Below are 25,417 nucleotides of genomic sequence, written 5' to 3' on the forward strand. Positions count from 1 at the left end.
TCACAGTGCGGCCAGCGCATCCACCAGTTTACCGGCACCAAACCGGTAAGGATCGGTTGCTGGGATACCCATCTCGGTCTCAACCTTGGCGATGTATGCGTGTGCGTCGTCTTCGCTCAGATGCTGGGTGTTGATCGACACGCCCGCAACCTGGCATTCCGGGTTAGCAACACGCGCCAGCGGCAGCGCTGTGTCGCGCAACTGCTCCAGCGTCGGCAGCGAATACTCAGGCAATCCTCGCATATGGGTCCGGGTCGGCTCGTGGCACAGGATCAGCGCGTCGGGCTGACCGCCATGAATCAGCGCCATGGTCACGCCAGAATAGGACACATGGAACAACGAGCCCTGCCCTTCGATGTGATCCCAGTGATCCGGATCATTGTCCGGTGTCAAATACTCAACGGATCCCGCCATGAAATCGGCGATAACCGCATCCAGCGGGACGCCCTGACCCGTGACCAGAATTCCGGTCTGACCGGTGGCCCGGAAGGTGGAATTCATGCCGCGTTTGCGCATTTCAGCATCCATGGACATCGCAGTGTACATCTTGCCGGCAGAGCAGTCGGTTCCAACGGCCAGGCACCGCTTACCAGTACGCTTGCGGCCGTTTGCGATAGGATATCCTACGGTCGGTACACGGACGTCGTGCAATGTGCAGCCGTGAGTCTGCGCCGCAGCAACCAGATCGCCTTCGTCGCGCAGCAGGTTGTGCAGGCCCGACGCCAGATCATAACCCATTTCCAACGCTGCGATCAGAACCTCTTTCCAGGCCTCACTGATGACCCCACCTCGGTTGGCAACACCAATGACAAGAGTCTTGGCACCAGCAGCTTTACCTTCGGCAAGTGTCATTTCGGTAAGACCCAAATCAGTCTTGCAACCATCCAGCCTTATTTGACCCACGGCATTCTCAGGACGCCAGTCGCGGATACCAATGGCCACTTTGGCCGCCAACAAGTCGGGCGCATCGCCCAAAAACAACAGGTACGGTGTCTCGATCATTGCGGTGCACTCCTTTGATTCTGGCTTAAGCTAGAGAACCGTTTTGACGAGGGTTTCTCAAATTCTTCTTGCCTGCCCGCCCACAGCGGGAAGTTTTTGCGTATTTGGGCTTTCGTGCACAAGATTGTTCGAAGTTTTTAAACTGATCAAACTTTAAGCACCCCATTTTGCCAGTATCTTCAATCATGCTGCATACGCATTGCCGCATATGCACAATCACGCTTGCGCAGCATTGCGCAATTTAATATCCCATGACCAACCCTAAACGCAATTTCCTTACTCTCATGAGGTCCAAATGAGCTTCCGCATCCAACCTGCCGCTCCGGCCCGGCCCAATCGCTGCCAACTGTTTGGCCCGGGCTCGAACACCAAGCTATTTCCCAAGATGGCTGCATCAGCTGCAGACGTCATTAATCTGGATCTAGAAGATTCGGTGGCTCCTTCCGACAAGGATACCGCTCGCGCTAACGTAATCGAGGCGCTGAACACAGTCGATTGGGGCAATAAATACATGTCGGTTCGGATCAATGGGCTGGATACACCCTATTGGTACCGTGACGTGGTTGATGTGCTGGAACAGGCAGGCGACCGTCTGGATCAGATCATGATCCCCAAGGTAGGCTGCGCGGCGGATGTCTATGCAGTTGACGCGCTGGTCACCGCGATCGAGCGCGCCAAGGGCCGAACCAAGCCAATTTCATTCGAAGTGATCATCGAATCTGCCGCCGGACTGGCGCATGTCGAAGAAATCGCAGCCTCATCCCGGCGCCTGCAGGCCATGAGCCTTGGTGCCGCAGATTTTGCAGCCTCAATGGGCATGCAAACAACCGGCATCGGGGGTACGCAGGAAAACTACTATATGCTGCGCGAGGGTGAGAAGCACTGGTCCGATCCGTGGCACTGGGCGCAGGCCGCAATTGTCGCCGCCTGCAGGACTCATGGCGTGCTGCCTGTCGACGGCCCGTTTGGCGATTTCTCAGACGATGAGGGCTATATCGCGCAGGCCAAACGGTCTGCCACGCTGGGGATGGTCGGCAAATGGGCGATCCACCCCAAGCAAATCGCATTGGCCAATCAGGTCTTCACACCGTCGAATGAAGCAGTGTCCGAAGCGCGCGAGATTCTGGCCGCCATGGAACAAGCAAAAGCCAACGGCGAAGGCGCGACGGTCTACAAAGGGCGTTTGGTCGATATCGCTTCGATCAAACAAGCCGAGGTTATTGTGGCGCAGGCGGAATTAATCGCGGCGGGTAACTAAGAAAAAAGGGCGCTCAGCTGAGCGCCCTAATCGATCTGATCAGCGTCCAAATACATTGTTTGGTGTCCATGTGAAACGCTCACCCTTCTTTCCTGATTTCATCATCAGGCACGAGGTACCGTATTTCTGAAAATACTTGATTTTGATTGGATACCAACCCGCCTGCGGCACTTCGACCTCGGTGCGTTGGTTGGCTTCGCAGCCCTGACGGCCGTTGACATAGCCGATCTGCTGACCGCCGACCCAGGCGTCAATCCCATCGTTCGACCAGGTTTCAAGCTCGTAAACTCCGGGTGAATCAAACCGGATATATCCGCTGATTTCCGCGGCAACATTGAACGCCTGATTGTAGGTCAGGACAGGATCACCTTCGTTCGTGTCTCTGTAGTCCAAACCTCGGAGGGGCTGACCCGGCTTTGCCTTTTTTAGCAGATGATTGACCTTCGAGAGGTTCTGGATTTTGCGAGGCGGGTTACCTTCCCAACTGTATTTTACGTTCAAGCCGGCTTTTGGGCTGGGCTGAGGGCTAGCTGGCTGTAACTTCAAAGGTGCTGCTGTCGCAGCGCCGGCAAACATTGCTAAGGCAGCCACCAGCGCTCCGGTGCGAAAAAATGTCATGGTCTACTCCCTGAATTTGCGCCTGCTTCGGGGTTAATCCCTGCCGACGATCCTGTTGAGATGACACTAGGCGCTGAACTTTGACCTCGCAAGATGGTTAAAAATCACTTTTTGATGGTCACGCGCGCATATCCTTGGGCGATCCCATCACAACATATGAGGTGATCGAGGTCACATGCGGCAGTGTACCCAGCACCTCGGTGTGGAAGGTTTTGTAGGAGGGCAAATCGGCACATTCGACCCGTAGCAGGTATTCGATCGTGCCGGTGATATTGTGACATTCCACCACTTCGGGCGCTTGTTGCAAGGCCCTTTCGAACCCTTCCTGCGCCGCTTTTGTGTGCTCGCCCAGACCAACGCCGATATAGGCAACGAAACCCACCCCCAGCGCCGCCGGGTTCAGCACTGCTCGGTAGCCGGAAATGATCCCTGCCCGCTCAAGCTCCTGCACCCGGCGCAAGCAAGCGGAGGGCGACAGGCCCACCCGCTCGGCAAGATCGAGGTTGCTGATGCGACCGTCCCGCGAAAGCTCTTGCAATATATGTTGGTTGATCTGATCAATCTTCGCCATTTATTGCAACATTAACCTTAGAGCGCACGAATACGCAATTTCATTTGCCGGATTCAGCGAGAAAATGCAGCCATGACCTACGATATCCTGATGGCCCTGATCGCATTTGCCTTTGTCTCGTCAATCACGCCGGGACCCAACAATCTTATGCTTATGGCATCGGGTGCGAATTTCGGCTTTCGCCGCACGATCCCGCATATGCTGGGTATCGGTTTGGGCTTCACCTTTATGGTGCTTCTGGTAGGGGCGGGTCTGGTTCAAGTCTTTGACCGGTATCCGATTAGTCATACCGTGTTGAAAGTTCTTTCGGTTCTGTATCTGCTGTATCTGGCATGGAAAATCGCCCATGCAGCGCCCGCTAAAGGTGTCGATGCTGCGGGCACCCCGATGACGTTTCTGCAAGCTGCAGCCTTCCAATGGGTCAACCCAAAAGCCTGGGCGATGGCGCTGACCGCGACAGCCGCCTATGCGCCCGACCAAACGATCAATGCGATTCTGCTGGTCGCGCTGGTGTTCGGAGCCATCAACCTGCCCTCGGTCAGCACCTGGACGGTTCTTGGACAGCAAATGGCGCGAATCCTGACGAACCCGCGCCGATTGCTGGTATTCAACTGGACCATGGCTGCCCTGCTTGTGGCCTCGCTTTATCCGGTGCTGTGGCCGAATTAGGTTATCTGAGCGGCAGGCAAATCTCGGTCAGCAGATCCTCGGGGGCCGTTTCCCGCGGATCGTTGAGATAAATCTCATAACACGGCTGGTCCGCAGGTTCTTCGCCGGAATCGGGCAACCAATTGCCAAACAGGGTCTGGTACGCGCCGTGAATGCCGGAATAGGGGCCCTTGTAGGTCAGCACCGCCGTTTTGCCACCCGGGATGTCAAGGTCTTCCATCCCCTCGGGCGTATCATCACCGCGGAATTCAGCGCCCGCAAAACTTCGCAATTCATCCTCGGGCACATCGTCGGGACTGTCGAGATACAGCCCGATCATCGGACCGACGTGCGGCCACAGCTTGCGGGATTCGCACAGGGCACCAAAGGTCTCAAAGCTACGGCCAATCTCAGCGTAAGCGCCTTTATGCGGCAGCGCTATGACACGACGGGACGGTTCGGTTCGGGTTGTTACTGGGTGCATCGGATAACCTCCGGTTTTGAACATTGGATGGGCCGGCAGAATCTGCCCTGCGCGTCGAAACGCGGTGGGGCTGCTGCCGTAGGCCTCGGAAAAGGCCCGCGCAAAGGATTTTTGGTTCGGATAGCCAATGTCGGTCGCGATCCGCGAAACCGGTCTGTCTGTTTGCACCAGCCAGCATGCGGCACGGTGCAGGCGTATCCGACGGGTGGCCTGCGCGCAGGTCTCGCCAGTAATGGCGCGAAACACGCGATGCCAGTGAAACCGCGACATGGCTGCGACCTCGGCCAAAGCATCCAGCGACAGATCCCCGGCGGGGTGATCATGGATGTAGGCCAACACGCGCAACACGCGATCTTCGTAGCTGGCGGCCATCGGTATCCTTTCTTCTCTTTGCCCGTCCGTGGTCGCATATTCCGCGACCACAAATCTTGCTGAGTTGCATCCCGGACCACCTTTGGTCATATAGCAGGGAACTTCCGCGTTGAGAGGCGTCATGACCCAGTATCTGGATTTCGAAAAACCGCTGGCCGAGATCGAAGGCAAAGCTGAAGAGCTGCGCGCGCTGGCCCGTGCCAATGAAGAAATGGATGTGACGGAAGAGGCCGCCGCGCTGGATGCCAAGGCCGCCAAGCTTCTGGACGAGCTGTATGCCGATCTGACCCCATGGCGGAAATGTCAGGTGGCGCGTCATCCTGAACGTCCACACTGCAACGATTACGTGGATGCGCTGTTTACCGAATTCACCCCACTGGCAGGTGACCGGAACTTTGCCGACGATCTGGCGGTAATTGGCGGTCTGGCGCGGTTCAACGATCAACCCGTCATGGTGATTGGCCACGAAAAAGGCAGCGATACCAAATCGCGGATTGAACGCAATTTCGGCATGGCCCGCCCCGAGGGCTATCGCAAGGCTGTGCGCCTGATGGAAATGGCAGGCCGCTTTGGCCTGCCGGTAATCACCTTGATCGATACAGCTGGGGCCTATCCCGGCAAGGGGGCGGAAGAACGTGGCCAGTCCGAGGCGATCGCGCGCTCAACCGAGATGTGCCTAAAGATTGGCGTTCCTTTGGTGTCCGTAATCATCGGCGAAGGTGGTTCTGGTGGCGCGGTCGCCTTTGCGACTGCGAACCGCGTAGCGATGTTGGAGTATTCGGTCTACTCGGTGATTTCGCCCGAAGGCTGCGCGTCGATTCTTTGGAAAGATGCCGAAAAAATGCGCGAGGCCGCCGAAGCGTTGCGCCTTACCGCTCAGGATCTGCACAAGCTGGGCGTTTGTGACCACATCATCACCGAGCCCAAGGGCGGTGCACATCGCAACCGCCCGGCGGCGGTCGAAGCCGTGCGGTCTGCAATTGCCTCGATGCTGGAAGAGCTTGATGGGAAAGACGCGGCAGCCCTGATCAAGGACCGCCGTCAGAAGTTCCTGGATATCGGTTCGAAAGGGCTGGCGGCTTAACCCGTCAGCCACCCAACCGCTGCAACAGAGCCACCGAAGGCTGGCCAGTCACGGACAACCCGTTGGCGCGCTGGTAGGCGCTAATTGCCGCCTCAGTATTCTTGCCGATAACACCATCTGCGCCTTGTGTGTCATAGCCCGCGGATGTCAGGCGGCGCTGCAGTTCTTTACGATCCTCCAGCGTCAAACCGGTCGCATCCGGCCCGAATGACGCTTGGAACGGCGCGCCGCCAGCAATGCGATCAGAAAGATGACCTACGCCGATCGCGTAGCTGTCCGAATTGTTGTAGCGCTTGATCACCTGAAAATTGCGGAACACAGCAATACGTGGGCCAGGCGTCTGCGGTTGCAGCACTGCCGCCGGCGTGCCCGAAACCGTGCCGACCTCACCGCCCCAAGGCTGCCCTCGCACCCAACCGGCACGTGCCAGATAAGCAGCCGTTGACGCAAGTGAATCTGCTGGGTCATCGGACCAGATATCGCGCCGCCCGTCGCCGGTGAAATCGACTGCATAAGCAAGGTAGGACGTCGGAATGAACTGTGTGTGGCCCATCGCTCCGGCCCAGCTGCCGGTCATGTTAGCCGGGGTCGTATCGCCCTCTTGAATGATCTTCAGCGCTGCCACCAGTTGCTTCTCAAAAAACGCTCCGCGCCGCCCGTCATAGGCCAGAGTCGACGTTGCCGAGATCACCGGTACATCGCCCCGCCGTGCGCCATAGCGGCTTTCCAGGCCCCAAACAGCCACGACGACCTCTTTGTCGACACCGTATTGGGCTTCGATCTGCGACAGGGTTCCTGCATGCCGCACAAGCATTTGCTTGCCAGTGTTGATCCGTTCATCCGAGGCAGCGATCGCCAGATAATCCTCAAGCGAGCGTTTGAATTCGACCTGATTGCGATCGCGTTCGATCACGTCGGGTAGATATCCTGCGCCTTGAAACGCTCGGTTAAGGGTCGTCTGTGAAATGCCCTGCGACGCTGCCCGATTTTTGAAACTGGCCACCCAGGCATCCCATTCTGCGTTCGGAACCGCACGCATCCGCGAAGCCGGAGCACTGTTGGGTGCGGTGCCTGTGGAACAGGCCGCCAACAGGGTTGAACCAAGCCCTAAGGAAAACACTCTTCGATTAATCATGGTTAAATCTGCTCTTGTTGTGATTTGCGTTCAGAATAGCGCAGCCCGGTCGCTCAAGCCAGCAAAGCGACATCCTAAATCAACTGAGTTGAGAGATGGGCAACAAGCCGCTCAGGTCACAAGCAGCCGCAAGCCCTGGGTCACATCCGAACGCACTGCTAGTCGCAACCCAGGCTCATCCCCGGCCTTGAGCGCTGCGATGATCAGACGATGGTAGTGCGGTGGCTCGGTCCTCCGCAACCGACCGTATAGGGCACGCATCGTGGGACCCAGCTGCAGCCAGACGGTTTCGGCCATGGCAAGCATCGCGGGGGCCTGTGCGCGTAGATACAGCGTGCGGTGAAATTCCAGATTTGCACGGATATATCCCACTGCATCGCGTTTCGTGACCATCTCGGCTACTGCCATGTTGATGCTTTGCAACCGGTCAATCAGCGCCATATGCGCGCGCGGCAGGGCCCGGCTGGCCAGTTCAACCTCAAGCAGCGCGCGCAGCGCCGCCAGCTCTTCGATCCGATCGCGCGTGAGTTCCGGCGTTGATACCCGACCGGAGGTGGACAGGAACAAAGCACCTTCTGCCGCCAGACGTCGCACCGCCTCGCGCGCGGGAGTCATCGACACACCGAATTCCTTGCCAATCCCGCGCAGCGTCAACGCCTGCCCCGGGGCAATCTCTCCATGCATGATGCGGGATCTGAGGGCGCGATAAACGCGATCATGGGTTGCCGTATGAGACTCGGCGGGGCGTGAGGTTAACATGAGTTTATGTGATCACAAATCGCGCTGAGGTCAAGCGACGGAGTCGAAGCGATATCTGTGCAGTTCAGCCCCGTTGTCTCGCAGCCAGCGGCGTGGTTCTTTGTAAGGGCCAAAAATACGCTCGACCTGCGCCCAGAACGCAGGTGAGTGGTTCATTTCGGCAAGATGCGCCACTTCATGCGCGGCCACATAATGGAGAACCTCTGTCGGGGCGAGGATCAACCGCCAGGAGAACATCAACCCGCCCGCAGAACTGCACGACCCCCAGCGCGAACGCGTATCTCGCAAAGTAAGGCTACTGTACGACCGCCCCAGCATCGCCGCGTAATCATCGCACGCACCGGTCAGACGATCGCGGGCAAGCTCTTTTAGAAACCGCGCTAGTCGCCGTGCTTCGGCACCGGGCGGAACCCCGATCGCATCGCCACTCAGCAAGACCCTCCGCCCCGATGCAGGAACGATTCGCCGCGCCGTACCCTCGATCGGAATGAACTGCCCTACGCCAACTGCTTCAAGGCTAGGTCGATCCTGCAGGTGCCCGCGGATCCAGCCCTCTTTCTGCTGTGCGAAATCCAGCGCTTCGGCTTCGGCCACTCCTGTCGGGTAGGTCAGCGTAACCCGCCCATCCAATTGGGAAATTCGCAAACTGATCCGCCGTGCGCGCGCCGATCTGCGCAGTATCAGCGGCACCGGAGGCGTTCCGGGCAATGCGTGTCGCCCCATGGGTGGGCCTCCTTTGCGCAAAGGCTTTGACAGTGCCTGCCGCATGTGGCAGGTGACCTGAATCATTGATGAGATTCACCTGATATCAAGGGGATTTGATATGCCCAAGGAAGAATGGGGCGTAAAGCGTGTCTGCCCGACAACCGGCAAACGTTTTTACGACCTGAACAAGGACCCGATCGTCAGCCCCTATACGGGCGAGGTCGTGGAGCTGGATACCGGAAAAAGCCGGATGATCGCCGCGGATGCTGAAGATGCCGCATCGGTCAAGGCGCGCGAAGCGTCGTCGGACGAAGACATCGTTTTGGATGATGACGATAATGTCGATGTCGAATTGGACGACGATCTGCTAGACGACGATGACGACAGCGACAACGTTTCACTAGACGATATAAAGGACATGTCGTCAGAAGACGAAAACTGATGGATCCCGAGGCGGCCCCGCCGCCTCGACCCGGTCCGCGAAGTCGGTCTGAATTTTTTGCCGATTCCGATTTTAGGACTTGCACTCATCGACGGCGTCTCATAAACGTCCGTCCACCGTTACGACGGTACTTTTATGGGGCCTTAGCTCAGTTGGGAGAGCGCTTGCATGGCATGCAAGAGGTCAGGGGTTCGACTCCCCTAGGCTCCACCATTTTTCTCCTCAATTCGAATTCACTCGCAGTCACACGGCTTTGAAAATAGGGCCTTTGACGTGCCAGTCTTTCTCACCCCCCCAAGGAAACTTGACCCATTTTCCTCACCAAGTACTACGCGCTTTGCGAAAGCGTGACCAATGTGACCATTGTGAGCAATTGAAAAATGGCTCGCACGAGGAAACCGGTTCGAGAAAACTATTAAATGGTGCACTACATTACTCGCATAGGTCACATTTGTCGCACACCTCGATAGCGGCGGCAGTGCAGCTGTTGTTTAGGCTTGAGATGGCCCGCACTGCGTTGTCAACGCCAACCCCTGCAATCTCACTAAGAACTCTTTGCATTGTGATTTTTGTGACCAGTGGGTTTGAGAGTTTGCTTCAGATTAAAGAGAGGATGTCTGACTTCATTCACCAGTGCGCAACACCTTTAGGGGAACCTGACTAGCTTGGCGCAGACATTCAACGTCATCAGATATGTTGATGAACCTGCCATTTGGCTCCTTAATAGTTTCAGTTGGTCGACACGGTGTCGGTGCCTGGAGTGGGAGGGAAGGATGGAGGACAATTGATGTCCATTTTTCAACTTCCTGCCATCACACCGAAACGCCCGCCGTGGAACAAAGGTCGCCTTATAGGCTAAAAACGCCCGCTTCTCGCGAGGCACGTCTGGGCCATCCGCGTTCGGCTTGAACTCTCAGACAATCTCAGGGACTTGACACTCTTCAATCTTGCGATCGATAGCAAGCTGCGAGGCTGCGATCTCGTTCGCTTGAACGTAGCCGATCTTGTTACTGGTGATCGTGTCCGCGAACGCGTGACAGTTGTCCAGAGCAAAACAAAGCGGCCGGTCCAATTCGAGGTTTCAGAAAACACCCGCCAGTCCATCTTGACCTGGGCATGTCGCCCGGAGATGCTTGGACGCACTTTCCTTTTCCCAAGCCGCTTCCACGAAAGGCCGCATATTTCGACACGTCAGTACGCGCGTCTGGTCCGTGATTGGGTGTCGGCGATTGGACTGGAGCCAAGCGGTTACGGCACGCATTCGCTGAGACGCACAAAAGCGGCACTGATCTACCGGAAAACAGGCAATCTACGCGCGGTGCAGCTTTTGCTTGGCCACACCAAGGTTGACAGCACAGTTCGATATCTTGGCGTTGAATTGGAAGACGCGCTGAGTATCGCAGAAAATATCGACGTTTGAAGATTGAGCGGGCGGCAAGAGTCGTCCGCATTTCGTGATTGGCAATTGTCGCATAAGTGATGACTTTCCACCGGACTTTCGAGCCGAGACGAGCGTCACCATCGTCGTCGATTGAGTTGAATCTCCCGCAAGGACATCGGGCTCAGGTCAGTAACTGGGGCGTCATCGCTCACTCCCATGTTAGTGCTTAGGGAAGTAAGCAGTCACTCATGTAAAGTGAGGCGAACGTCCCCTTCGAGCCCGAAGCGGACGTATTTTTGCGCCTCTAAGAAGTTATTTTGGAACAAAGGGACAAACTATCTAAGTTACAAAACAGAGTTGATCGAAATTGAAGCCTGAAATCGATTATAGGCTTCCTCGATACACAGGGTTCGCGCAGTCACAAACGAAGCCGCCCACAAAGTGGACGGCCTTGAAGTATCGACACCGATCAGTTGGTCAGAGAAGCACTGCACTCACGCGCCGCTTCAATTGCCTTCTTGGTGCCAGCAAGGCTTATTTCGAAGGCAAAAATAGACTGTGGCATTACAATCATGGTTTCGCGCTCCATCACGTCTGTGACGAAGTCGGGATTGTTGGCAATGAGATAACCGCCTTTGTACCCGTCCGCCAAATTTGGTGGCGCCGCTGATGTATCGCCATAGTATAATTTGTTGTCCATGAGCAGCTAGACTTTATCATCCTCAAATTCGATGTCTGCCTTTGTAAAAACACCCATGTAGCCAAAATCTTTGTCTGGGGTCAGACCCATTTGAACAACGTTGGTATTTTCATCCACCCGTTCGATCAGGCAAGTATTTCGGCTCTAATCCACAAACATATTCCAGCCGGATTCCTCGCCATAGTTTACGAACTCTGCGTTGTCTTTTGGCAGAATATTTTTGTCCTTAGCATGTCCTACGGTTGCTCCGCATGCAAGAACGGCAGCGGCAACAAGGATCTTAGTTGTCGTTTTCATAGGAACAATCCCATTATAATATTGCAGAATGAAGATGTGAGGGAAAACCGAAAACGCGAATCTTCAAACTAAAATGAATGGCTGCGTCCTTTCGAATGGTTTGAAAAGCAGGTGGTAATGAGGCCAACACTTGCGCCATCGACCAAACCAGAAGTAGAAGGTCCAGTCGGTCGCTCTGCAAAATGGAAACTCATTATATCCCCATCCCCCCCAAAAAAACCCGCATCGTTCGGAGGGAAACCAGGTTAACAACGCGGGCGGTAGTTTTGGGGTGTTGGTGTTACGGTACTGATTGAAAGATGGATCAAAGTTCCCCGCGTCACCTCTATCTGGGATGATGGGCAACGCGGGGATTTAGTCTGACCATGGGACTGGCCAGACTAAGTCGAATGTGTGGTTGGCCGCTGTTAGTCAACCAAGTTGGCATGAGCGCAAATTCTGTTCGCTACAGTCAAAGTTCGTCACCCGCCATCTGCACAGCGCCGCCACGTTTTCTGAAGCGGACGTGTAAGCTGGAATAAACAAGAATTTCTCATGCACGCGAGAGCAAACTTTTTGGCGCGCGTAAAATTACTTGATTTGTTGTATTTTAGATTCAAGTATTCGAATGCGTGGCGAATTTGTAATACCTCTGTTGCTCGCGCATTCGCCAGACTTGTCTGGTTGCCTCCTGGAGACGCAAGTGAGTGGTGTCGCCAGTAGGCCGTTATTCTCGGTTTAATGGGCCTAATGGAAAAGGCTCCCAATTCTACGTGCACGGCAAGTCTATGACCCCTTTGGGAAATTTCTGTTTCATTCGCAGATCTATGGTTCCGCGAATTTGAGAGGTTCTCTATATCTACGGCGACCCAAAAATCCGTGGGGTTCGTCACAAGGAAATATTCAAACATAAACATAAGTCTGGATTTGTTGCATCTGTGTGTGCTCTCTTCGACCGTTAAAGAAGTAAGGGACAGACAGATGAGACGAGCACTGAGAACGTTGAAGATTTGGTCATTCATTTGGTTCACGGCATTAGCGAGTGCTTTTCCTGCAGGCGCGCAAGAGACTGAGGCCGACCAAGAGGCTGTGGAAGTCGAGAATGACGATCTAAAAAATGCAGTCGTTGATGAGATGATTGCGGCTGATGATCTCGAGATCCTACTTGTTCCCCTAACCGCGGAAGAGCTTTCCCAAGTCGCTGGTACTTGGCAGAGTTATGTGCGCTCTCGGCTCGAAGAAGTCGCGCAAGTAAACTTGCAACTTCGGTCGGCGAGCGGAGCTCGGGAAGACAACTTGCGCTCTCAGTTGTCCTCTTTGAACGACTCTGGATCAGAAACTCTCAACAACTATCGTCTGGTACTCGAAGCATGGGCCCTGAAAGGCGCGAAGGCGGAAGATCTAGAACCGCATTCTGACTATATTCTCGCGTTGAAAACGGGAGCCCTAAAAACTACCGACCTTCAAACGCTTTTTCAGAACGCTTGGGCCTGGTTGTTCTCGTGGGATGGGGGCGTAGGCCTGCTGATGGCCGGTCTGGGTGTTTTGTTGGCAGTTTGGGCCATGATGTTCATTGCTCGGATGGTGCGCCGGGTCACTGAACGGGGTCTGAACAAAATTCCAACTATCTCCAGAATGCTGAAACGCTTCATTGCCACCGCCGTATACTGGGCCGTTTTCGTCCTTGGTATACTCGTCGTTTTAGCTTTGTTCGGAGTTAACGTCACACCGCTTTTTGCCGTGCTCGGTGGTTTGTCGTTCATCCTAGGTTTCGCATTGCAGGAAACGCTGGGAAACCTCGCAAGCGGTCTGATGATCATGGTCCTCAAGCCATTCGACACTGGCGACTATATCCAAGTGGGCGGTTCATCTGGGTTTGTGGATGAGATGTCGGTGGTTTCAACCAAGATCAGAACATTCGACAACCAGATTATTATAGTTCCCAACAGCAAGATTTGGGGGGATGTCATTACCAATGTAAGTGCATCCGAAGAACGTCGGGTCGATCTGGTCTTTGGCATCGCCTATTCGGACAACGCTGCCCAAGCAATTGAAGTGCTCAAAGACTTGGTTGCGCATCACCAGCTTTGTCTGAAGGCACCAGAACCAGAAATTTTCGTGGGTGAGTTGGGAGACAACTCCGTCAACATCTTCTGCCGTCCATGGTCCAAGTCTGATGACTATTGGACCGTTTATTGGGACCTGACCGGTCAAGCAAAAGAGCGGTTTGATAAAGAAGGCATATCTATACCGTTCCCGCAACGCGATGTGCATATTATTCCCGCAGAAGGAGCAAAATCATGAGGGCTCTTACGCTATGGTTACTGCCTCTTCTATTTTCCTGCACTGTTGCGCTTGCTCAGTCTGAAGAAATCCTCGCACCGGCTGAAGAGAGAGAGGATCCCGAGTTTATTGCGCCGGTGATTGTGGATGGCGAAGAATTGTTCGTGGTTCGCGGTTCAAGTGCGCTGCCCGCAACCGAACGAGCGAGAAAAATTGAGGAGCGGATCGCTCAAGTCGCCGATGCATCTGCGAAAGCTTCAGTTCAGCTTGAGATTTCGGACGCCGAATTTGGGAAAATGATACGCGTTGACGGGCAGATGGTTACGATAACCACCCAAGCTGATGCCGAGCACGAACAAATGGCTATTGAAGTTCTAGCTGGGCTTCAGTCCGAAGCGATTGAGGCTGCAGTCCTTCAATACCGAGATGCTCGGTCCAATGAGGGCAGAGTAGATAGTGCGATGGCTGCCTTTGCTTGGACAGCAGTCTTTGCCCTCACTTCTTATGCGTTTTTTGCGAAACGGCGAATATTATTAGACTACTTTAGAAACATCTTGGAAAAGAGAGCTGAAGGTGTTGAGGAAGCCACGAAATCGCTCTTGAGAAGCAGGGCAATCGCGTCGATTATCGTCTATTCAATACACATATTGATGTGGGTCCTGTTTCTGTTCTTTTTCTACTACTACCTTTCATTGGTGCTGCTCTCCTTTGCCGAAACCCAGGGCATAGCCCAGATCCTCTTGAAGTATGTCAGCGAGCCGCTCGTAACCGTCGTTTTGGCAATTGTTGAATATATCCCCAACTTGATCATGCTCGCAATCATCGCAGCTGTGACACGGTTGGGAATTCGAGGCCTCGATCTTTTTTTCGACAACGTCGAGAGCGGTGCTTTCCAACTGAAAGATTTTGAAGATCATTGGATTGCGCCAACAAAAATGCTGTGCAGGGCTTTGCTGATTGTTATCGCGCTGGTGTTTGCCTACCCTTATATTCCCGGATCTGACTCTCGAGCCTTCCAAGGCCTGACTATCCTTGCCGGCATCATGGTATCGTTAGGGTCGAACACGGTCGTCTCGAATATGATGGCCGGTCTGTTTGTCATCTATAGACGCAGTACCAATGTCGGTGATCGAATTCAGGTTGGCGACAAGATTGGGGATGTAACCGAGATCAAACTGATGGAAACACTCATTAAGTCGATAAAGAACGAGATGATTAGCATTCCAAATGCACAGCTGCTCAACTCCGAAGTCGTAAACTATTCGCGCAAAGTGGATGGTCGAGGGCTGTTGGTTCACACGACAGTAGGGATCGGATACGAGGAGCCACCAAAGAAAATCAAAGCGATGCTGATAGAGGCAGCTCATCGTACTCAAGGGTTAAGAAAGAACCCTGAACCTTTTGTGCTTTGGACGCAGCTGGCTGACTACGCAATCAATTATGAGATCAACGCATACACTTCGCGCGGATCGAGCTTGCCTAAGATTTTGTCCGATTTGCGCGAAAACATTGTCGATGTGTTTAATGAAAACGGAACACAGATAATGACACCGTCGTACATTGCGGACCCGCCGGAACCCAAAGTTTCGACAGAAGAATGGGACGGCAAGCTTGCTCATCACGCTGAATAAACTGCATTCAGCTATAGGTTATCAGTGTCAGTGCTTAAGCTTCGTATGGTATGAATATGTCATTGAGTAGCCATGTCTACGTATTCCACAGAGCGGACCATTAGGGGCTTGAAACGCTCGTTCAGGAATGGCAACCCAAAAGGAATCAGCGTCACGTGGGAAATGCCATATGAAAAACCTTTTTCTAACGTGCTGCTTTGGAGCTATTTCTCTAGGATTTGCAGCATTACCTTCAGCCGCGCAGCCTCGGCTAGGTTGGGCGTATCAGGTTGATGGGCTTGCTGCGTTTCAAGGGGACGCGGATTTGAGTGACGGTGGCGAATTTTCTGCAAGCCGAGCATTTCTACGCGCTACCGCACTTTACAATCTGGAAGGAGGAAACTCCATTGGGCTTTCAACCAGCTTTGGCAAGCTGGATTATAGCTTTAGTCAATCGAACAATCAGCCATGGGAGAACATCCGTGACTTGCGCGTTGCTGTTCCCATGCGATTTCGTGCGAGCGATACAGCAACAGTTTTTGTGTCACCACAGATCAGGTGGGATTATCAAATTGGAGCTTCCGCATCTGATGGTAGGACCTACGGTGTTTTCGCGGGTATTGCTTGGCAACTTAACGAGCGCCTGACGATAGGACCGGCCTTTGGCGCGTTCTCTCAATTTGACGATGGTGGTACAGATTTTTTTCCGGCCCTGCTGATCGATTGGGACCTAAATGATCGCTGGAACTTGAACACTGGCTCAGGGATTGGAGCGACACAAGGCCCCGGGTTGACCCTGAGCTACACGTTGACTGAGACCATAGATCTTTCCTTAACCGCACGATCGGAGAGAATTCGATTCAGGTTGGATGGGGAAGGTCTCGCGCAGGACGGGGTGGGCGAAGACAAGAGTGTCCCCGTCGTACTTTCCGTTGGATACAACCCAAATCCTGGAGTTTCATTGAGCGTATTTGCAGGCGCAGAATTTGACGGCCGCCTGACGCTAGATGATGCGAATGGAGCGGAAATTAGTCGTCAGACCTATGAAACAGCGCCATTGGTTGGGCTGGCGTTTAGGGTCAGGTTCTGATCACAGCATTGAGCCTGTTTGCCAAATGTGCGCGGAGTTATTATTGCGTCTGAGTTCGAACGTCCGCTTTGTCCGCAAAGAGGTCTGTTAGCTGGAACGCAGCGAAGGTCTGCACCGAGCCCACTTTGACCGATGCTGCGCGATGCCCCAATTACAGCAATGCGCAGAAACCAGACTTTGCAAAGTCCGGCGTGCGACCCATAGCAGAAAGTGAACCCCGCTTCGAACAACGACGGCTTTGAAACATACCAATTTGCAAGGAGAAGTAGTCTCGATCCTCACTCTGCCACAAGCGCAACAATAGCTTCTTGAGGCTGGGAATGCTGGTTGTTTTCCTCAAGCGGTTGGTCAAGCTTTCCACGATGCACCAAGGCGAACATTGGCGGAGTGAAATAAAACGATACGACAGTCGACAACAGTACGCCCCCAGCGATTGCAACGGCGAATGGCGGCCAAAATGCTCCTCCAGCTATGATCAGGGGTAGGAAACCACCAAAGGTTGTGACCGTTGTCGAGATGATATGCCGACTTGAACCAGTCACAACACGCGCCATCGCCACCCGGTCGCCTTGGCTTGCGTCAACGTCTTGTTGCAACCCGGTTAAAATTATTATCGCCGCGTTGATCGAAACCCCGATCGAGCCGATGACACCGATAATCGCCGTTATTCCGAACGGGAATTGCATAACGGCCAGCGACAGCATTGAAAGGCCTGCAGACAACACGCACACGACCAAGGTCACGAGCGTCAGCCGGAACGAGTTAAAGGTGAGAACGATGGTCGCAATGGAGAGTGTGACAATCAATCCAACAGAGGCAAGCAGATTGCCCACGGTGTTGGATCGGGCATCACTGTCGCCACCTAAGGACATCGAATAGCCTTGCGGTAACTCAAACCCGGACGCATTAAGCGCTTCTAGTACGTCTTGCAACGCCTCTTCGGGTAAAACACCGGGGACGATAAACGCTTGGATAGTGTTTTCGCGCACGCCATCCGTTCGGGTTATGACGCTTTCCGCTGGTTCGATCACCGGCCTGGCTAGTTCCGACAACGGCACAGCAGGGAAAACACTTGTGGCGGATACGGCGGCAGCATTGGGCAGCAGGATGGGCATACTGACAATGGCGCTTAGGTCTGATCGCACCTCGTCACCCAGTCGAACACGCACCGGCAACTGTTCGGTCCCTTCGATCAGTGATCCACCGGTAATGCCAACAAGCGCCGTGTCCAGCTGACCAGCTATATCCGCCACATCCAGTCCCAGCAGACGCGCCTTGACCTCATCAATCTCGAACCGGATTTGAGGGTTGCCGCCGTTCACGCTGGCGCGCGCCTGGGTTACCAGATCGAGATTGGCCATGACTGAACGCACCTCGTCGCCCAGATCACGCAAAACCGTGATGTCCTGCCCCTGAATTTTGACTTCAACCGGTGCGGCGACCGGAGGGCCCTGAACAAGACTGCGAACGATGATCTGCGCGTCAGGAAAGTCGGTATCCAGACGACTCTGCAACGTTCCAACAAGGCGGGCGGCGTCTTCGGCCGTGCCGGTCGTGATCATAGCTTGTGCAAACCCAGGCTCTTGTGAGCGGTTTCCAACGATGTTGTAGTAGAATGCCGGGCCGGACTCTCCGACGGTCCAGTAGACACTTTTGACGCCGTCGTCAGCCAGCAGCATTTCATCGATTTGGCGGGCGGTTGCTTCGGTGGTGGCAATTGACGTTCCACCCGGCATGTCGACTTCGATATAGAATTGGTTGCGGTCGACGCCCGGGAAGAATTGCGCGGTCAGCGTTGGAAAGGCCGCAAAGCCAAGCACCGGCAAGATCAATGCCAACGCGATAGATCGCACCGGATTGGTGACTGACAATCGAATTGAGGCCTCGAACATACGGGAAAGTGGCGGGATGCTGATACCGCGGCTCAGCATTCCTGCGTCTGGGCGATCGGACAGTAGCCAGCCCGCAATCGCTGGAGTCACAGTCAAGGCCACAACCAGGGACCAAACAAGCATCAGCACCACGGAGATAGCGATGGCACCGACAAAGTCGCCGGCGGGTCCCGGCAGCAAGATCATCGGCGTGAAGGCAAGCGCCGTGGTGACGGTCGACGCCAGCAAAGGCGCGGCCAACCGGCGAACAGCATCTCGCACGGCTGAAAGTCGCTCCATCCCATCCTGCAGACGACGCCGAATTTCATCGGTCATCACGATGGCCGCGTCAACAAGCAGACCGAGGGCAACGATCAGACCCGTCACGGACATCTGGTGAATGGGCAAACCGATCATGTTCATCGTCGCCAGGGTCGCCAATGAGACAACCGGCAAAACCAAAGCCACAATCGCGGCTGCCCGAACACCTAACGTAACAAACAAAACTGCCACAACCAGAGCCACGCCAATGGCCATGTTGACCCCAACCTCTGACAAACGATCCGTCGTGTACTGGCTTTGATCAAACAGCAGTATTTCCTGCATGCCCAAAGGTACCGCTGCGGCGCCGGCCTCAAGCTCATCCCGTAGAAAGCCTGTCCAGCGGTCGATCTGCACGCCGTCCTGCGCCAGAATTCCGACCAAAACGGAGGGCATCCCGTTGGCAAAAGCGATTGAGGACTGCGGTTCGCGTGCGCCCCGGTCTACGCTGGCAATATCGCCGAGCTGCACCACTGCACCGTCCGCGTTTTCACGCAGGACGATGCTCCGAATGCGATCCAGACTCTCAATTTCTCCGCTGACGCCAATGGTCAGGTCGACATCGGATTGCAGCCGCCCAGACTGAACCTTCCCATCTGCTTCGGCGATCCGCTGGGAAATCTCGGCAGCGCCAAGCCCAAGCGCAGCGGCCTTGTCCATATCGACACTTACGAGCACCTCTTCCTCTGGCTGACCGAAATAGTCGACGGCTCGTGTCGCAGGAATCGCGCGCAATCTGTCACCCAATGCTTCGGCATGACGAGACAGCAAAGTTATCGGGAAGTCGGGGTCCTCGGCCGTAACTGCAATGACAGCGGAATAGGCAGCAATACCCTCGGCATCGAATTCCGGTGGCAATACTCCTGCCGGGAAGTTCTGGCTTGCATCTTCCACGGCGTCCCGAGCCTCGGCCCAAACCTGCTCAATGGTGGCTTCGTCTAGTGTTTCCAGCAATTCAACAGAAACGACCGACACGCCCGAGCGGGAGACAGAACTGATCTCATCCACCTCGGCGATCTTTCGCAGTTCTTCTTCGATTTCTGCGGTAACCAGTGCTTCAACCCGTTCGGGGTCTGCGCCAGGAAACTGCGTGGTTACAGTTGCGAAGAGGTTGGTGATCGTGGGGTCTTCCTGTCGCCCAAGCGATAGGAACGAAGACAGCCCTGCAGACACAAGCACCAAAATGATGAGGGCAACCAGCCGGGGATGGCGAAAGGTAAGGGTTTCCATCAGATCGCTCCGTTACTCGCCAGTGTCGAAGGCGACGCGCTGACCAACGCTCACCCGCTGCGGACCCTGATCGATCAGGACGGTGCCTTCCGGAAACGCGCCACGCACAAAGACGCGGTCGTCTTCGGCATGCAGCACTTCGACCGTCGCCAGGCGCACAGTCTTTTGCGCGTCGGCAACCAGCAGTGTCCATTGCCCGCGCGTTCCTTCCTTCAGCGATGTTGTGGGCACCCAGGTTCCCGCACTTTGGACAGGATCGAGTACATGCACACGTGCGGTTTGTCCGAAAGCAACGTCGGGAGCGTTTTTCAGATCGAACAGCGCAGTGCGGGTTCGGGTCACCGGGTCAATATCGGGCCGCAAGGTTGCAAGCTCAGCCCGGTAGCTTTTAGCTGATATTTCGATCTCAACATCAGTCAGAAGCGCCGGATCAACATCGAGAGGAACACCGATCCGAACCTGCGGCGACACGACCTCGACCATTCCCAGAACCAGCTCGCCCGAGCGCAGAGTTTCGCCGCCGTCCACGTGTCGCGCGGTTATTTGACCGGCAAATGGGGCCTCGATGCTGGATTTCTCAATCCGAACGGTAACATCGCGCAAGGCCGCATCCAACTCGCCAATTCTGGATAACAATTCATCTTGCTGAGAAACGGCTTCGTCCAAACGGGCTTGACTGGTAAAGCCTTGTTCAATGAGTTTCGCGTTTCGCTCGACCGTCTTTCTTGCAAATGCAAGCTGGGCTGCAATGGCATCGCGTGATGCTGTCAGACGGTCGCGTTCGACCTCCAGCAGTGCAATGTCCAGTGTCGCAAGAAGTTGACCCTTGGCAACCTTGTCACCCTCATTCACCAGAATTTGATCGAGCGTCCCGTTCAGCTCGAAAGAGATATCTGCCGAACGCTGAGGTTCGACCTGCCCGATGAACACACGGTCGACTGTGTAAGCGCTCTCGGACGTTATCGGCGTTACGGATACTGGGGTCACAGCGGCGGCATCAGGTGCGGGCACCGCCTCCGCTCTACGGGTGAGCTCGGATGCGCCAAAGTGAACGGCGGCCGCTGCAACGGCTATAAAACTGACGGTCACTCCCAAACGCACAGTGCCGCGTAACACACGTGCAAATAGGCACGGTTTGGTCGCTTCAGTAGATGAATTAGCAGGATTCGGCATTTGGGGACCTCATCAAGTTAGCGTCTCTAACATATGTTAGAAGTTCTCACTTTGACAAGAGATACGTGATCTGGCACATGTTGGATCATGAGCAGCATCGAAAAAAATCATTCGACTAGCAGACAAACGGCTGGTCCTTCCGTCAGCAAGAAAGCCTATCATCACGGTGATCTCCGCGCTGCACTGATCGAAGCAACCCGACAGTTGGTAGAAGAAAAAGGTCCGGACAGTTTTTCCGTATCCGAGGCGTGTAGACGCGCGGGCGTATCAACTGCGGCACCTTACAAGCACTTCAAAGACAAGACAGAAATGTTGGTGGCCACTGTCCTTGAGGGGATGGATCGGCACCGAGACAAAATGCTTACTGCGCTGGAAGGCGTTCCTGAAGGATCTCCCGAGCGCATTACTGCCATAGGGATGGAGTATATTGCCTTTGCGTTAAATGAGCCCGGGATCTTCAGACTGAAATTTGGCGGCTTCACAGACCGCATCGCGGATCCCCGGCTGGAGGAAGGCGGCCAGCAAAGTTTCGGGATTCTTTTGACTGAAGTAGCAAAATGTCTCGGTGAACCGGGAATCACAGACGAAGTTCGCCGCCGTGGTTTTTTGTTGTGGAGTTTCGTGCACGGGCTGTCCTTCATTTTGCATGACAAAGGGCTTGCAGAGAAAGGTGAAGAATTCGATCTTCATACCCTTCTTGAGGACGTTTCGGAAAGAATGCTGAGTTGAGCGTTCTCACACTAAAACGAATTCAACCAAGCACTCATAGCAGACGATCTAAGCCGCTGTCACGCCTGCGCCTAAACGATTGCTCTGGTTCACATAGAAGACATTTTTTGGAAAGCGCCGCCAATGTCGGCTATCCAGAATCGCAAGGTCTCGTCGTGAATGTCGGCTTCGGGTTGAGCCAGTATTACAAGTTAGGGTGTACGGCAGAAGCTTTGTTCCAAAGCCTCCGTTTCGCAACCCGGAGTTATGCACGCGCGTTCGTTAGCTGGGAACGTCCGCAGGCGCCAGGATCGTCATTCCCACTCGACCTGCCACAGCCATGATCGCCGGAATGTCTGGTGGTCCATCTGGCGCCGGAATATCAGTCGTGCCGTCAGGCATTGCTTCACCGGCTTCGGTAAAAAAAGTGTCATGCATCGCGCCGGGGGCGTTAATGCAAAGTAGCCGGCCAGGCCGCTCTCCGGTGCATGTAAAGGCGTGCACTGCGCCGTCCGGAACCTTAACGAAGTCACCACATTTGACGTTGACTGTCTCGCCATTCAAAAAGAACTCGAATTCACCATCGAGCACATAAAAGCTCTCATCTTCGCCAGCGTGATGATTAGGCGGTGCACCGGCACCAGGCGCCGTCTTTATCTCAATGATAGTACAACGATCTCCGGTCTCACTGGGAAAGGCGTGAAAGGTCAGCAGGTTCCCAAGAAGATGATAAATTCGCGGGCGAGGTTCTGTCATTGCTGCGACTCCCTTTACTTGAATAACACTGCGCTTATGATACACAGATCTACTTATGAGACAAGTGTATCACAAAGGGATTGAGATTGGCGCCTCGTACAAATCAAATCAACCGGACGCGAGAAGCACTTCTTTCGGCAGCACGTGACCTGATGTCGGAAGGCAAGGAAGTCACGCTGGCAAAAGTCGCTGAACGCGCCAAAACCAGCCGTGCGACGGTCTATCGTTACTTTTCTGACCCAAGTGTCTTGGCTTTGGATGCTACGCTCGATCTTGAAGTCACTCCAACGTCAGAACTTCTCGAGGGGCTGGATGACGTTAGCAGCCGTGTACATGTCGTTGCGCGTTACTATCTGGATTTTTCTCGGGTTCATGAGGCGCACTTCCGGCAGTTTTTAGCTGAATCACTCAAGGCATCTCTTGAGGATGGAACTGTCAAAATGCGTGGCGCCAGAAGAGTGGCGGCTTTTTCGGAAGCACTTGCGCCAGTTCACCCATTGATGGAGCCGAAGGAAATTGACGACTTGGCGAAGCGATTGTCCATGACGACCGGCATGGAACAACTTGTCATTCTTGAAGACATTTTGCGTGTGGACGAAGCAACTGGTTACCAACTTCAGGATGGGTTGGTCGACGCTCTGTTGGATCGATATTTGCCAAAAAACTGAGGATGGCCGAATTACAGAAATGCGCAGAAAGCAGACTTTGCAATCCTCAACGAACGATCATAGCGAACGTTTGCCGAGACCTTTTGGAGCAGCAGTTATGAGGAACTGGCTGGACAGGCTATTGATCACAACTTGCTGTTCTGTCGAAATTTCGCGCCAGTTGAAGGTCGCTGTGATTGCAAAGTCAGGCGATGGTCACTGTCCTGAATTGGTTTTCGCGATACTGCAAAGCAGATCGACATGTTTGTCCAACCATTCTTCGTTCAGCGCCTCGTGACGAATGAGCTTGCGGAAATAAGGTGCAGCGACTGCCAGTTCTATGAATTGGTCAACCGGAACGTCGGCGGCGATCTCACCCCGATCTATTGCGGCTGAAAGCACGGCTTCAACACTTGCGAACCTGTCTTTCATGAATTCAGTGATCACCAAGCGCGCTTCTGCATCGGTGGACGCAGCAGCGACAACTTGAGGCGCAATTTGGCCCCATGGTGTGTCATTCAAGGCTCCCATCAGTACTCCGAGTAACCAGCGCAGGTCAGATCGCAGCGGGCCATCTGTTTTGGGTGGTATGTTAGGCGGTGTTGCGATGCGCCTGAATGCTGCATCACGCAGACCGCGCGCATCTGGCCAGTGCCTGTAAAGTGTGCTGCGCGAAATGCCCGTTGCCTTTGAAACCGCGCCATGAGTTACGTGCAGCACGCCCTCATCCATCAGTATCCTTTGCGCCGCATCAAGTGCGGCCTGTCGTGTGGCGATCAGCCTGGGATCTTCCTTCAATCGCCCCTCCTATAGAACATTTTGTTGCGCTGTAGAACATTTTGCCCTAAAAGTATGGTCAGCCAATACCTAAATCGCAAAACTCAATTCCACAAACACGTCTTGTCAAAATGGGAGCGTATCAATGTTCAAAGTGGCAGCAACCCCGCTGGCGGTACTCTTATCGATGGGCGCGACAACCGCTTTGTCCGAGAGTGGCACCTACGAGCTGGATCCTGGACACAGCCAGGTATTGTTCAGCTACGACCACATCGGGTTCTCAGAAACATTTGGAATGTTCTCAGGTTTTAGCGGTGAGATAAAGTTCAACGAAGATGATCCGTCTGCATCATCTGTCACAGTGTCTATGCCTGTAAAATCTATGATCACGGGCTGGGATGCCCGTTTGCAACACTTCATGTCCGATGATTTTTTTGGCGCGACTTACGGTGACGTGGTCACATTCGCCTCAACCAGCATCGAAGTCACCGGGGACAATTCCGCGAATATTTCTGGCGACCTGACCATGAATGGCATCACCAAACCTGTTGTTCTGGAAACAACGCTTAACAAGTCAGCGCCATACCCTTTTGGCGAAAAGGAGGGCAGACCGACCTTGGGGCTGGCAGCAACGGCGACTATCGTGCGGTCTGAATTCGGACTTGGGGCCTTTGCACCAGCCGTGAGCGACGAAATAGATCTCTTGATCAATATCGAGGCGTTAAAAGCTGAATGATGCGTGCAGGGGCACCGAAACCGCGCTGAGCACTCAATCTTTACTTTTGACGGGCTGACAACAAAATGAATGTGCACCTGAGAACATTGGCGGTTGCTATCACGGTAGTGGCATTGATGTGCTCGATGGCGTCCGCGCAAGAGCGCTCCTTGCCGGAGCGCACCTCGCACCGTCCTGAAACGACAAGCGGCGTACCGCATACTCAGATTGGTGTCAAAATTGATGCCGAATTGGCCCAGCTATTGCTGGAGCGAGTTGCTCAATTCCCAGGGGTTACACTTGGCCCCACACGCATATCACTACCTGGCGCAATTGGTTTTCAGCTTGATCCCGACATGTTTTTGTCTCAACCGAGCTCTATCGTCGGTGGGTTTGAATTTGCGCATATGCATCCTGATGGCAGCTTGCACGCTTCGCTGCATCCGGCAATGGCGCGGCGGGCAATTGAGGCTGGCTGGGCCGTAGCTCACCCTTGGGCCAAGCAACGTCCTGGGTGGAGCGGCTTTGTCTTGATATATACACCGACCACACCAGAAGAGTTGGATGTCGTCATCGATCTGGTAGAAAGCTCGTACACCTTCATCACCGGCAACACCTTGGGCTAAGCTCGAATTGTGCGAAAGTGTGCGGGGACACCTGTTTCCTGTCAGAGCGCAGTTTCAGCCGCCTTGTTTCTCACAGTCATTTTTTCTTAAATTGTCGCCGTGGCGAAGCGCTCGATACCTTCAAGCCATTCACACTAATGGTAGCTGCCGTCCGCTTGTTAGATTTTGCAAAGCT

24 protein-coding genes, 1 tRNA gene and 1 pseudogene are annotated in these 25,417 nt (G+C 54.3%); 13 read left to right on the forward strand and 13 right to left on the reverse strand.

Translation table 11 applies throughout. From position 1 onward, the window contains the following. Positions 1-1,002 carry an N-acetyltransferase DgcN gene (gene dgcN, locus ACR0NE_RS14825; RefSeq protein WP_170597219.1) on the reverse strand — a complete coding sequence of 334 codons (1,002 nt, stop codon included), beginning with the start codon at positions 1,000-1,002 and terminating at the stop codon, positions 1-3. Positions 1,003-1,297: 295 nt separating this feature from the next. Between dgcN and ACR0NE_RS14830 the strand changes: the two genes are divergently transcribed. Next, entirely contained in the window at positions 1,298-2,260 is a 963-nt protein-coding gene (locus tag ACR0NE_RS14830) for an L-malyl-CoA/beta-methylmalyl-CoA lyase (RefSeq protein WP_170597218.1), read from the forward strand. Between the two features lie 39 nt (positions 2,261-2,299). Here the strand turns inward: ACR0NE_RS14830 and ACR0NE_RS14835 are convergent, their stop codons facing one another. Continuing rightward, entirely contained in the window at positions 2,300-2,878 is a 579-nt protein-coding gene (locus ACR0NE_RS14835) for a PA14 domain-containing protein (RefSeq protein ID WP_170395568.1), read from the reverse strand. Between the two features lie 118 nt (positions 2,879-2,996). Next, positions 2,997-3,449, reverse strand: coding sequence for an Lrp/AsnC family transcriptional regulator (locus ACR0NE_RS14840; protein WP_170513733.1), 453 nt, complete (start codon positions 3,447-3,449; stop codon positions 2,997-2,999). Between the two features lie 72 nt (positions 3,450-3,521). Here ACR0NE_RS14840 and ACR0NE_RS14845 point away from each other — a divergent pair, with 72 nt between their 5' ends. Then, positions 3,522-4,118 carry a LysE family translocator gene (locus ACR0NE_RS14845; RefSeq protein WP_170597217.1) on the forward strand — a complete coding sequence of 199 codons (597 nt, stop codon included), beginning with the start codon at positions 3,522-3,524 and terminating at the stop codon, positions 4,116-4,118. Between the two features lies 1 nt (position 4,119). Here the strand turns inward: ACR0NE_RS14845 and ACR0NE_RS14850 are convergent, their stop codons facing one another. After that, entirely contained in the window at positions 4,120-4,953 is an 834-nt protein-coding gene (locus ACR0NE_RS14850; RefSeq protein ID WP_170597381.1) for an AraC family transcriptional regulator, read from the reverse strand. 121 nt (positions 4,954-5,074) lie between these two features. Between ACR0NE_RS14850 and ACR0NE_RS14855 the strand changes: the two genes are divergently transcribed. After that, positions 5,075-6,037, forward strand: a complete 963-nt coding sequence (locus tag ACR0NE_RS14855; RefSeq protein ID WP_170597216.1) for an acetyl-CoA carboxylase carboxyltransferase subunit alpha — start codon at positions 5,075-5,077, stop codon at positions 6,035-6,037. Between the two features lie 4 nt (positions 6,038-6,041). On the opposite strand, the gene ACR0NE_RS14860 is transcribed toward ACR0NE_RS14855, so the two are convergent. The 3 genes from ACR0NE_RS14860 to ACR0NE_RS14870 form a co-directional block, all read right to left on the reverse strand. Continuing rightward, positions 6,042-7,172: a lytic murein transglycosylase gene (locus tag ACR0NE_RS14860; protein ID WP_170597215.1), complete on the reverse strand. Its 1,131-nt coding sequence runs from the start codon at positions 7,170-7,172 to the stop codon at positions 6,042-6,044. 111 nt (positions 7,173-7,283) lie between these two features. Further along, positions 7,284-7,931: a GntR family transcriptional regulator gene (locus ACR0NE_RS14865; RefSeq protein ID WP_170395556.1), complete on the reverse strand. Its 648-nt coding sequence runs from the start codon at positions 7,929-7,931 to the stop codon at positions 7,284-7,286. Positions 7,932-7,961: 30 nt separating this feature from the next. After that, the gene (locus ACR0NE_RS14870) at positions 7,962-8,654 is read right to left on the reverse strand and encodes a M48 family metallopeptidase (RefSeq protein WP_480459836.1); all 693 of its coding nucleotides are present in this window, start codon (positions 8,652-8,654) and stop codon (positions 7,962-7,964) included. Between the two features lie 100 nt (positions 8,655-8,754). On the opposite strand from ACR0NE_RS14870, the gene ACR0NE_RS14875 reads away from it, so the two are divergent. From ACR0NE_RS14875 to ACR0NE_RS14885, 3 genes and pseudogenes are all read left to right on the forward strand, one after another. Then, positions 8,755-9,078, forward strand: a complete 324-nt coding sequence (locus ACR0NE_RS14875; RefSeq protein ID WP_170395552.1) for a TIGR02300 family protein — start codon at positions 8,755-8,757, stop codon at positions 9,076-9,078. Positions 9,079-9,215: 137 nt separating this feature from the next. Then, positions 9,216-9,291, forward strand: a tRNA-Ala gene (locus tag ACR0NE_RS14880). A 574-nt stretch (positions 9,292-9,865) separates the two neighbouring features. Further along, positions 9,866-10,498: pseudogene (locus ACR0NE_RS14885) on the forward strand (tyrosine-type recombinase/integrase). A 430-nt stretch (positions 10,499-10,928) separates the two neighbouring features. On the opposite strand, the gene ACR0NE_RS14890 reads toward ACR0NE_RS14885, so the two are convergent. Together ACR0NE_RS14890 and ACR0NE_RS14895 are read right to left on the reverse strand one after the other, a co-directional pair. Continuing rightward, positions 10,929-11,159, reverse strand: coding sequence for a hypothetical protein (locus tag ACR0NE_RS14890; protein ID WP_170597213.1), 231 nt, complete (start codon positions 11,157-11,159; stop codon positions 10,929-10,931). A gap of 144 nt (positions 11,160-11,303) precedes the next feature. After that, a complete protein-coding gene (locus tag ACR0NE_RS14895) occupies positions 11,304-11,456 on the reverse strand; it encodes a hypothetical protein (RefSeq protein ID WP_170597212.1) in 153 nt (50 codons plus the stop codon). Between the two features lie 960 nt (positions 11,457-12,416). On the opposite strand from ACR0NE_RS14895, the gene ACR0NE_RS14900 reads away from it, so the two are divergent. From ACR0NE_RS14900 to ACR0NE_RS14910, 3 genes are all read left to right on the forward strand, one after another. Further along, positions 12,417-13,739 (forward strand): mechanosensitive ion channel family protein, encoded by a 1,323-nt coding sequence (locus ACR0NE_RS14900; RefSeq protein ID WP_170567857.1) that lies wholly within the window; start codon positions 12,417-12,419, stop codon positions 13,737-13,739. Next, complete coding sequence (locus tag ACR0NE_RS14905; protein ID WP_170597211.1) at positions 13,736-15,349, forward strand: mechanosensitive ion channel domain-containing protein; 1,614 nt, start codon at positions 13,736-13,738, stop codon at positions 15,347-15,349. Before ACR0NE_RS14900 ends, ACR0NE_RS14905 begins: the two co-directional genes overlap by 4 nt. Positions 15,350-15,518: 169 nt before the next feature. After that, positions 15,519-16,418 carry a hypothetical protein gene (locus tag ACR0NE_RS14910; protein ID WP_480459834.1) on the forward strand — a complete coding sequence of 300 codons (900 nt, stop codon included), beginning with the start codon at positions 15,519-15,521 and terminating at the stop codon, positions 16,416-16,418. 278 nt (positions 16,419-16,696) lie between these two features. On the opposite strand, the gene ACR0NE_RS14915 is transcribed toward ACR0NE_RS14910, so the two are convergent. Next, on the reverse strand, positions 16,697-19,840 hold the full coding sequence (locus ACR0NE_RS14915; protein WP_170597210.1) for an efflux RND transporter permease subunit: 3,144 nt from the start codon (positions 19,838-19,840) through the stop codon (positions 16,697-16,699). 12 nt (positions 19,841-19,852) lie between these two features. Continuing rightward, complete coding sequence (locus ACR0NE_RS14920; RefSeq protein WP_170597209.1) at positions 19,853-20,929, reverse strand: efflux RND transporter periplasmic adaptor subunit; 1,077 nt, start codon at positions 20,927-20,929, stop codon at positions 19,853-19,855. Between the two features lie 171 nt (positions 20,930-21,100). On the opposite strand from ACR0NE_RS14920, the gene ACR0NE_RS14925 reads away from it, so the two are divergent. Beyond that, positions 21,101-21,742: a TetR/AcrR family transcriptional regulator gene (locus ACR0NE_RS14925; protein ID WP_170597208.1), complete on the forward strand. Its 642-nt coding sequence runs from the start codon at positions 21,101-21,103 to the stop codon at positions 21,740-21,742. 261 nt (positions 21,743-22,003) lie between these two features. Here ACR0NE_RS14925 and ACR0NE_RS14930 read toward each other — a convergent pair whose 3' ends face one another. Beyond that, complete coding sequence (locus tag ACR0NE_RS14930; RefSeq protein WP_480459832.1) at positions 22,004-22,477, reverse strand: cupin domain-containing protein; 474 nt, start codon at positions 22,475-22,477, stop codon at positions 22,004-22,006. An 86-nt stretch (positions 22,478-22,563) separates the two neighbouring features. On the opposite strand from ACR0NE_RS14930, the gene ACR0NE_RS14935 reads away from it, so the two are divergent. Then, positions 22,564-23,145, forward strand: coding sequence for a TetR/AcrR family transcriptional regulator (locus ACR0NE_RS14935; protein WP_480600839.1), 582 nt, complete (start codon positions 22,564-22,566; stop codon positions 23,143-23,145). Between the two features lie 195 nt (positions 23,146-23,340). Here the strand turns inward: ACR0NE_RS14935 and ACR0NE_RS14940 are convergent, their stop codons facing one another. After that, positions 23,341-23,922 carry a TetR/AcrR family transcriptional regulator gene (locus tag ACR0NE_RS14940; RefSeq protein WP_170408611.1) on the reverse strand — a complete coding sequence of 194 codons (582 nt, stop codon included), beginning with the start codon at positions 23,920-23,922 and terminating at the stop codon, positions 23,341-23,343. A 124-nt stretch (positions 23,923-24,046) separates the two neighbouring features. On the opposite strand from ACR0NE_RS14940, the gene ACR0NE_RS14945 reads away from it, so the two are divergent. Next, positions 24,047-24,637 (forward strand): YceI family protein, encoded by a 591-nt coding sequence (locus ACR0NE_RS14945; RefSeq protein WP_170597205.1) that lies wholly within the window; start codon positions 24,047-24,049, stop codon positions 24,635-24,637. Between the two features lie 65 nt (positions 24,638-24,702). Next, positions 24,703-25,242 (forward strand): luciferase domain-containing protein, encoded by a 540-nt coding sequence (locus tag ACR0NE_RS14950; protein ID WP_170392859.1) that lies wholly within the window; start codon positions 24,703-24,705, stop codon positions 25,240-25,242. The last annotated feature ends 175 nt before the right edge of the window (positions 25,243-25,417 follow it).

The organism is Ruegeria sp. C9 (assembly GCF_056537585.1).

Coding starts and splice junctions, on each gene's coding strand:
- ACR0NE_RS14890 (WP_170597213.1), bottom strand. CDS start 11,159: ATGGACAACAAATTATACTATGGCGATACATCAGCGGCGCCACCAAAT.
- ACR0NE_RS14895 (WP_170597212.1), bottom strand. CDS start 11,456: ATGAAAACGACAACTAAGATCCTTGTTGCCGCTGCCGTTCTTGCATGC.
- ACR0NE_RS14830 (WP_170597218.1), top strand. CDS start 1,298: ATGAGCTTCCGCATCCAACCTGCCGCTCCGGCCCGGCCCAATCGCTGC.
- ACR0NE_RS14870 (WP_480459836.1), bottom strand. CDS start 8,654: ATGGGGCGACACGCATTGCCCGGAACGCCTCCGGTGCCGCTGATACTG.
- ACR0NE_RS14840 (WP_170513733.1), bottom strand. CDS start 3,449: ATGGCGAAGATTGATCAGATCAACCAACATATATTGCAAGAGCTTTCG.
- dgcN (WP_170597219.1), bottom strand. CDS start 1,002: ATGATCGAGACACCGTACCTGTTGTTTTTGGGCGATGCGCCCGACTTG.
- ACR0NE_RS14925 (WP_170597208.1), top strand. CDS start 21,101: ATGAGCAGCATCGAAAAAAATCATTCGACTAGCAGACAAACGGCTGGT.
- ACR0NE_RS14850 (WP_170597381.1), bottom strand. CDS start 4,953: ATGGCCGCCAGCTACGAAGATCGCGTGTTGCGCGTGTTGGCCTACATC.
- ACR0NE_RS14865 (WP_170395556.1), bottom strand. CDS start 7,931: ATGTTAACCTCACGCCCCGCCGAGTCTCATACGGCAACCCATGATCGC.
- ACR0NE_RS14900 (WP_170567857.1), top strand. CDS start 12,417: ATGAGACGAGCACTGAGAACGTTGAAGATTTGGTCATTCATTTGGTTC.
- ACR0NE_RS14930 (WP_480459832.1), bottom strand. CDS start 22,477: ATGACAGAACCTCGCCCGCGAATTTATCATCTTCTTGGGAACCTGCTG.
- ACR0NE_RS14875 (WP_170395552.1), top strand. CDS start 8,755: ATGCCCAAGGAAGAATGGGGCGTAAAGCGTGTCTGCCCGACAACCGGC.
- ACR0NE_RS14860 (WP_170597215.1), bottom strand. CDS start 7,172: ATGATTAATCGAAGAGTGTTTTCCTTAGGGCTTGGTTCAACCCTGTTG.
- ACR0NE_RS14945 (WP_170597205.1), top strand. CDS start 24,047: ATGTTCAAAGTGGCAGCAACCCCGCTGGCGGTACTCTTATCGATGGGC.
- ACR0NE_RS14835 (WP_170395568.1), bottom strand. CDS start 2,878: ATGACATTTTTTCGCACCGGAGCGCTGGTGGCTGCCTTAGCAATGTTT.
- ACR0NE_RS14855 (WP_170597216.1), top strand. CDS start 5,075: ATGACCCAGTATCTGGATTTCGAAAAACCGCTGGCCGAGATCGAAGGC.
- ACR0NE_RS14950 (WP_170392859.1), top strand. CDS start 24,703: ATGAATGTGCACCTGAGAACATTGGCGGTTGCTATCACGGTAGTGGCA.
- ACR0NE_RS14845 (WP_170597217.1), top strand. CDS start 3,522: ATGACCTACGATATCCTGATGGCCCTGATCGCATTTGCCTTTGTCTCG.
- ACR0NE_RS14910 (WP_480459834.1), top strand. CDS start 15,519: ATGAAAAACCTTTTTCTAACGTGCTGCTTTGGAGCTATTTCTCTAGGA.
- ACR0NE_RS14905 (WP_170597211.1), top strand. CDS start 13,736: ATGAGGGCTCTTACGCTATGGTTACTGCCTCTTCTATTTTCCTGCACT.
- ACR0NE_RS14915 (WP_170597210.1), bottom strand. CDS start 19,840: ATGGAAACCCTTACCTTTCGCCATCCCCGGCTGGTTGCCCTCATCATT.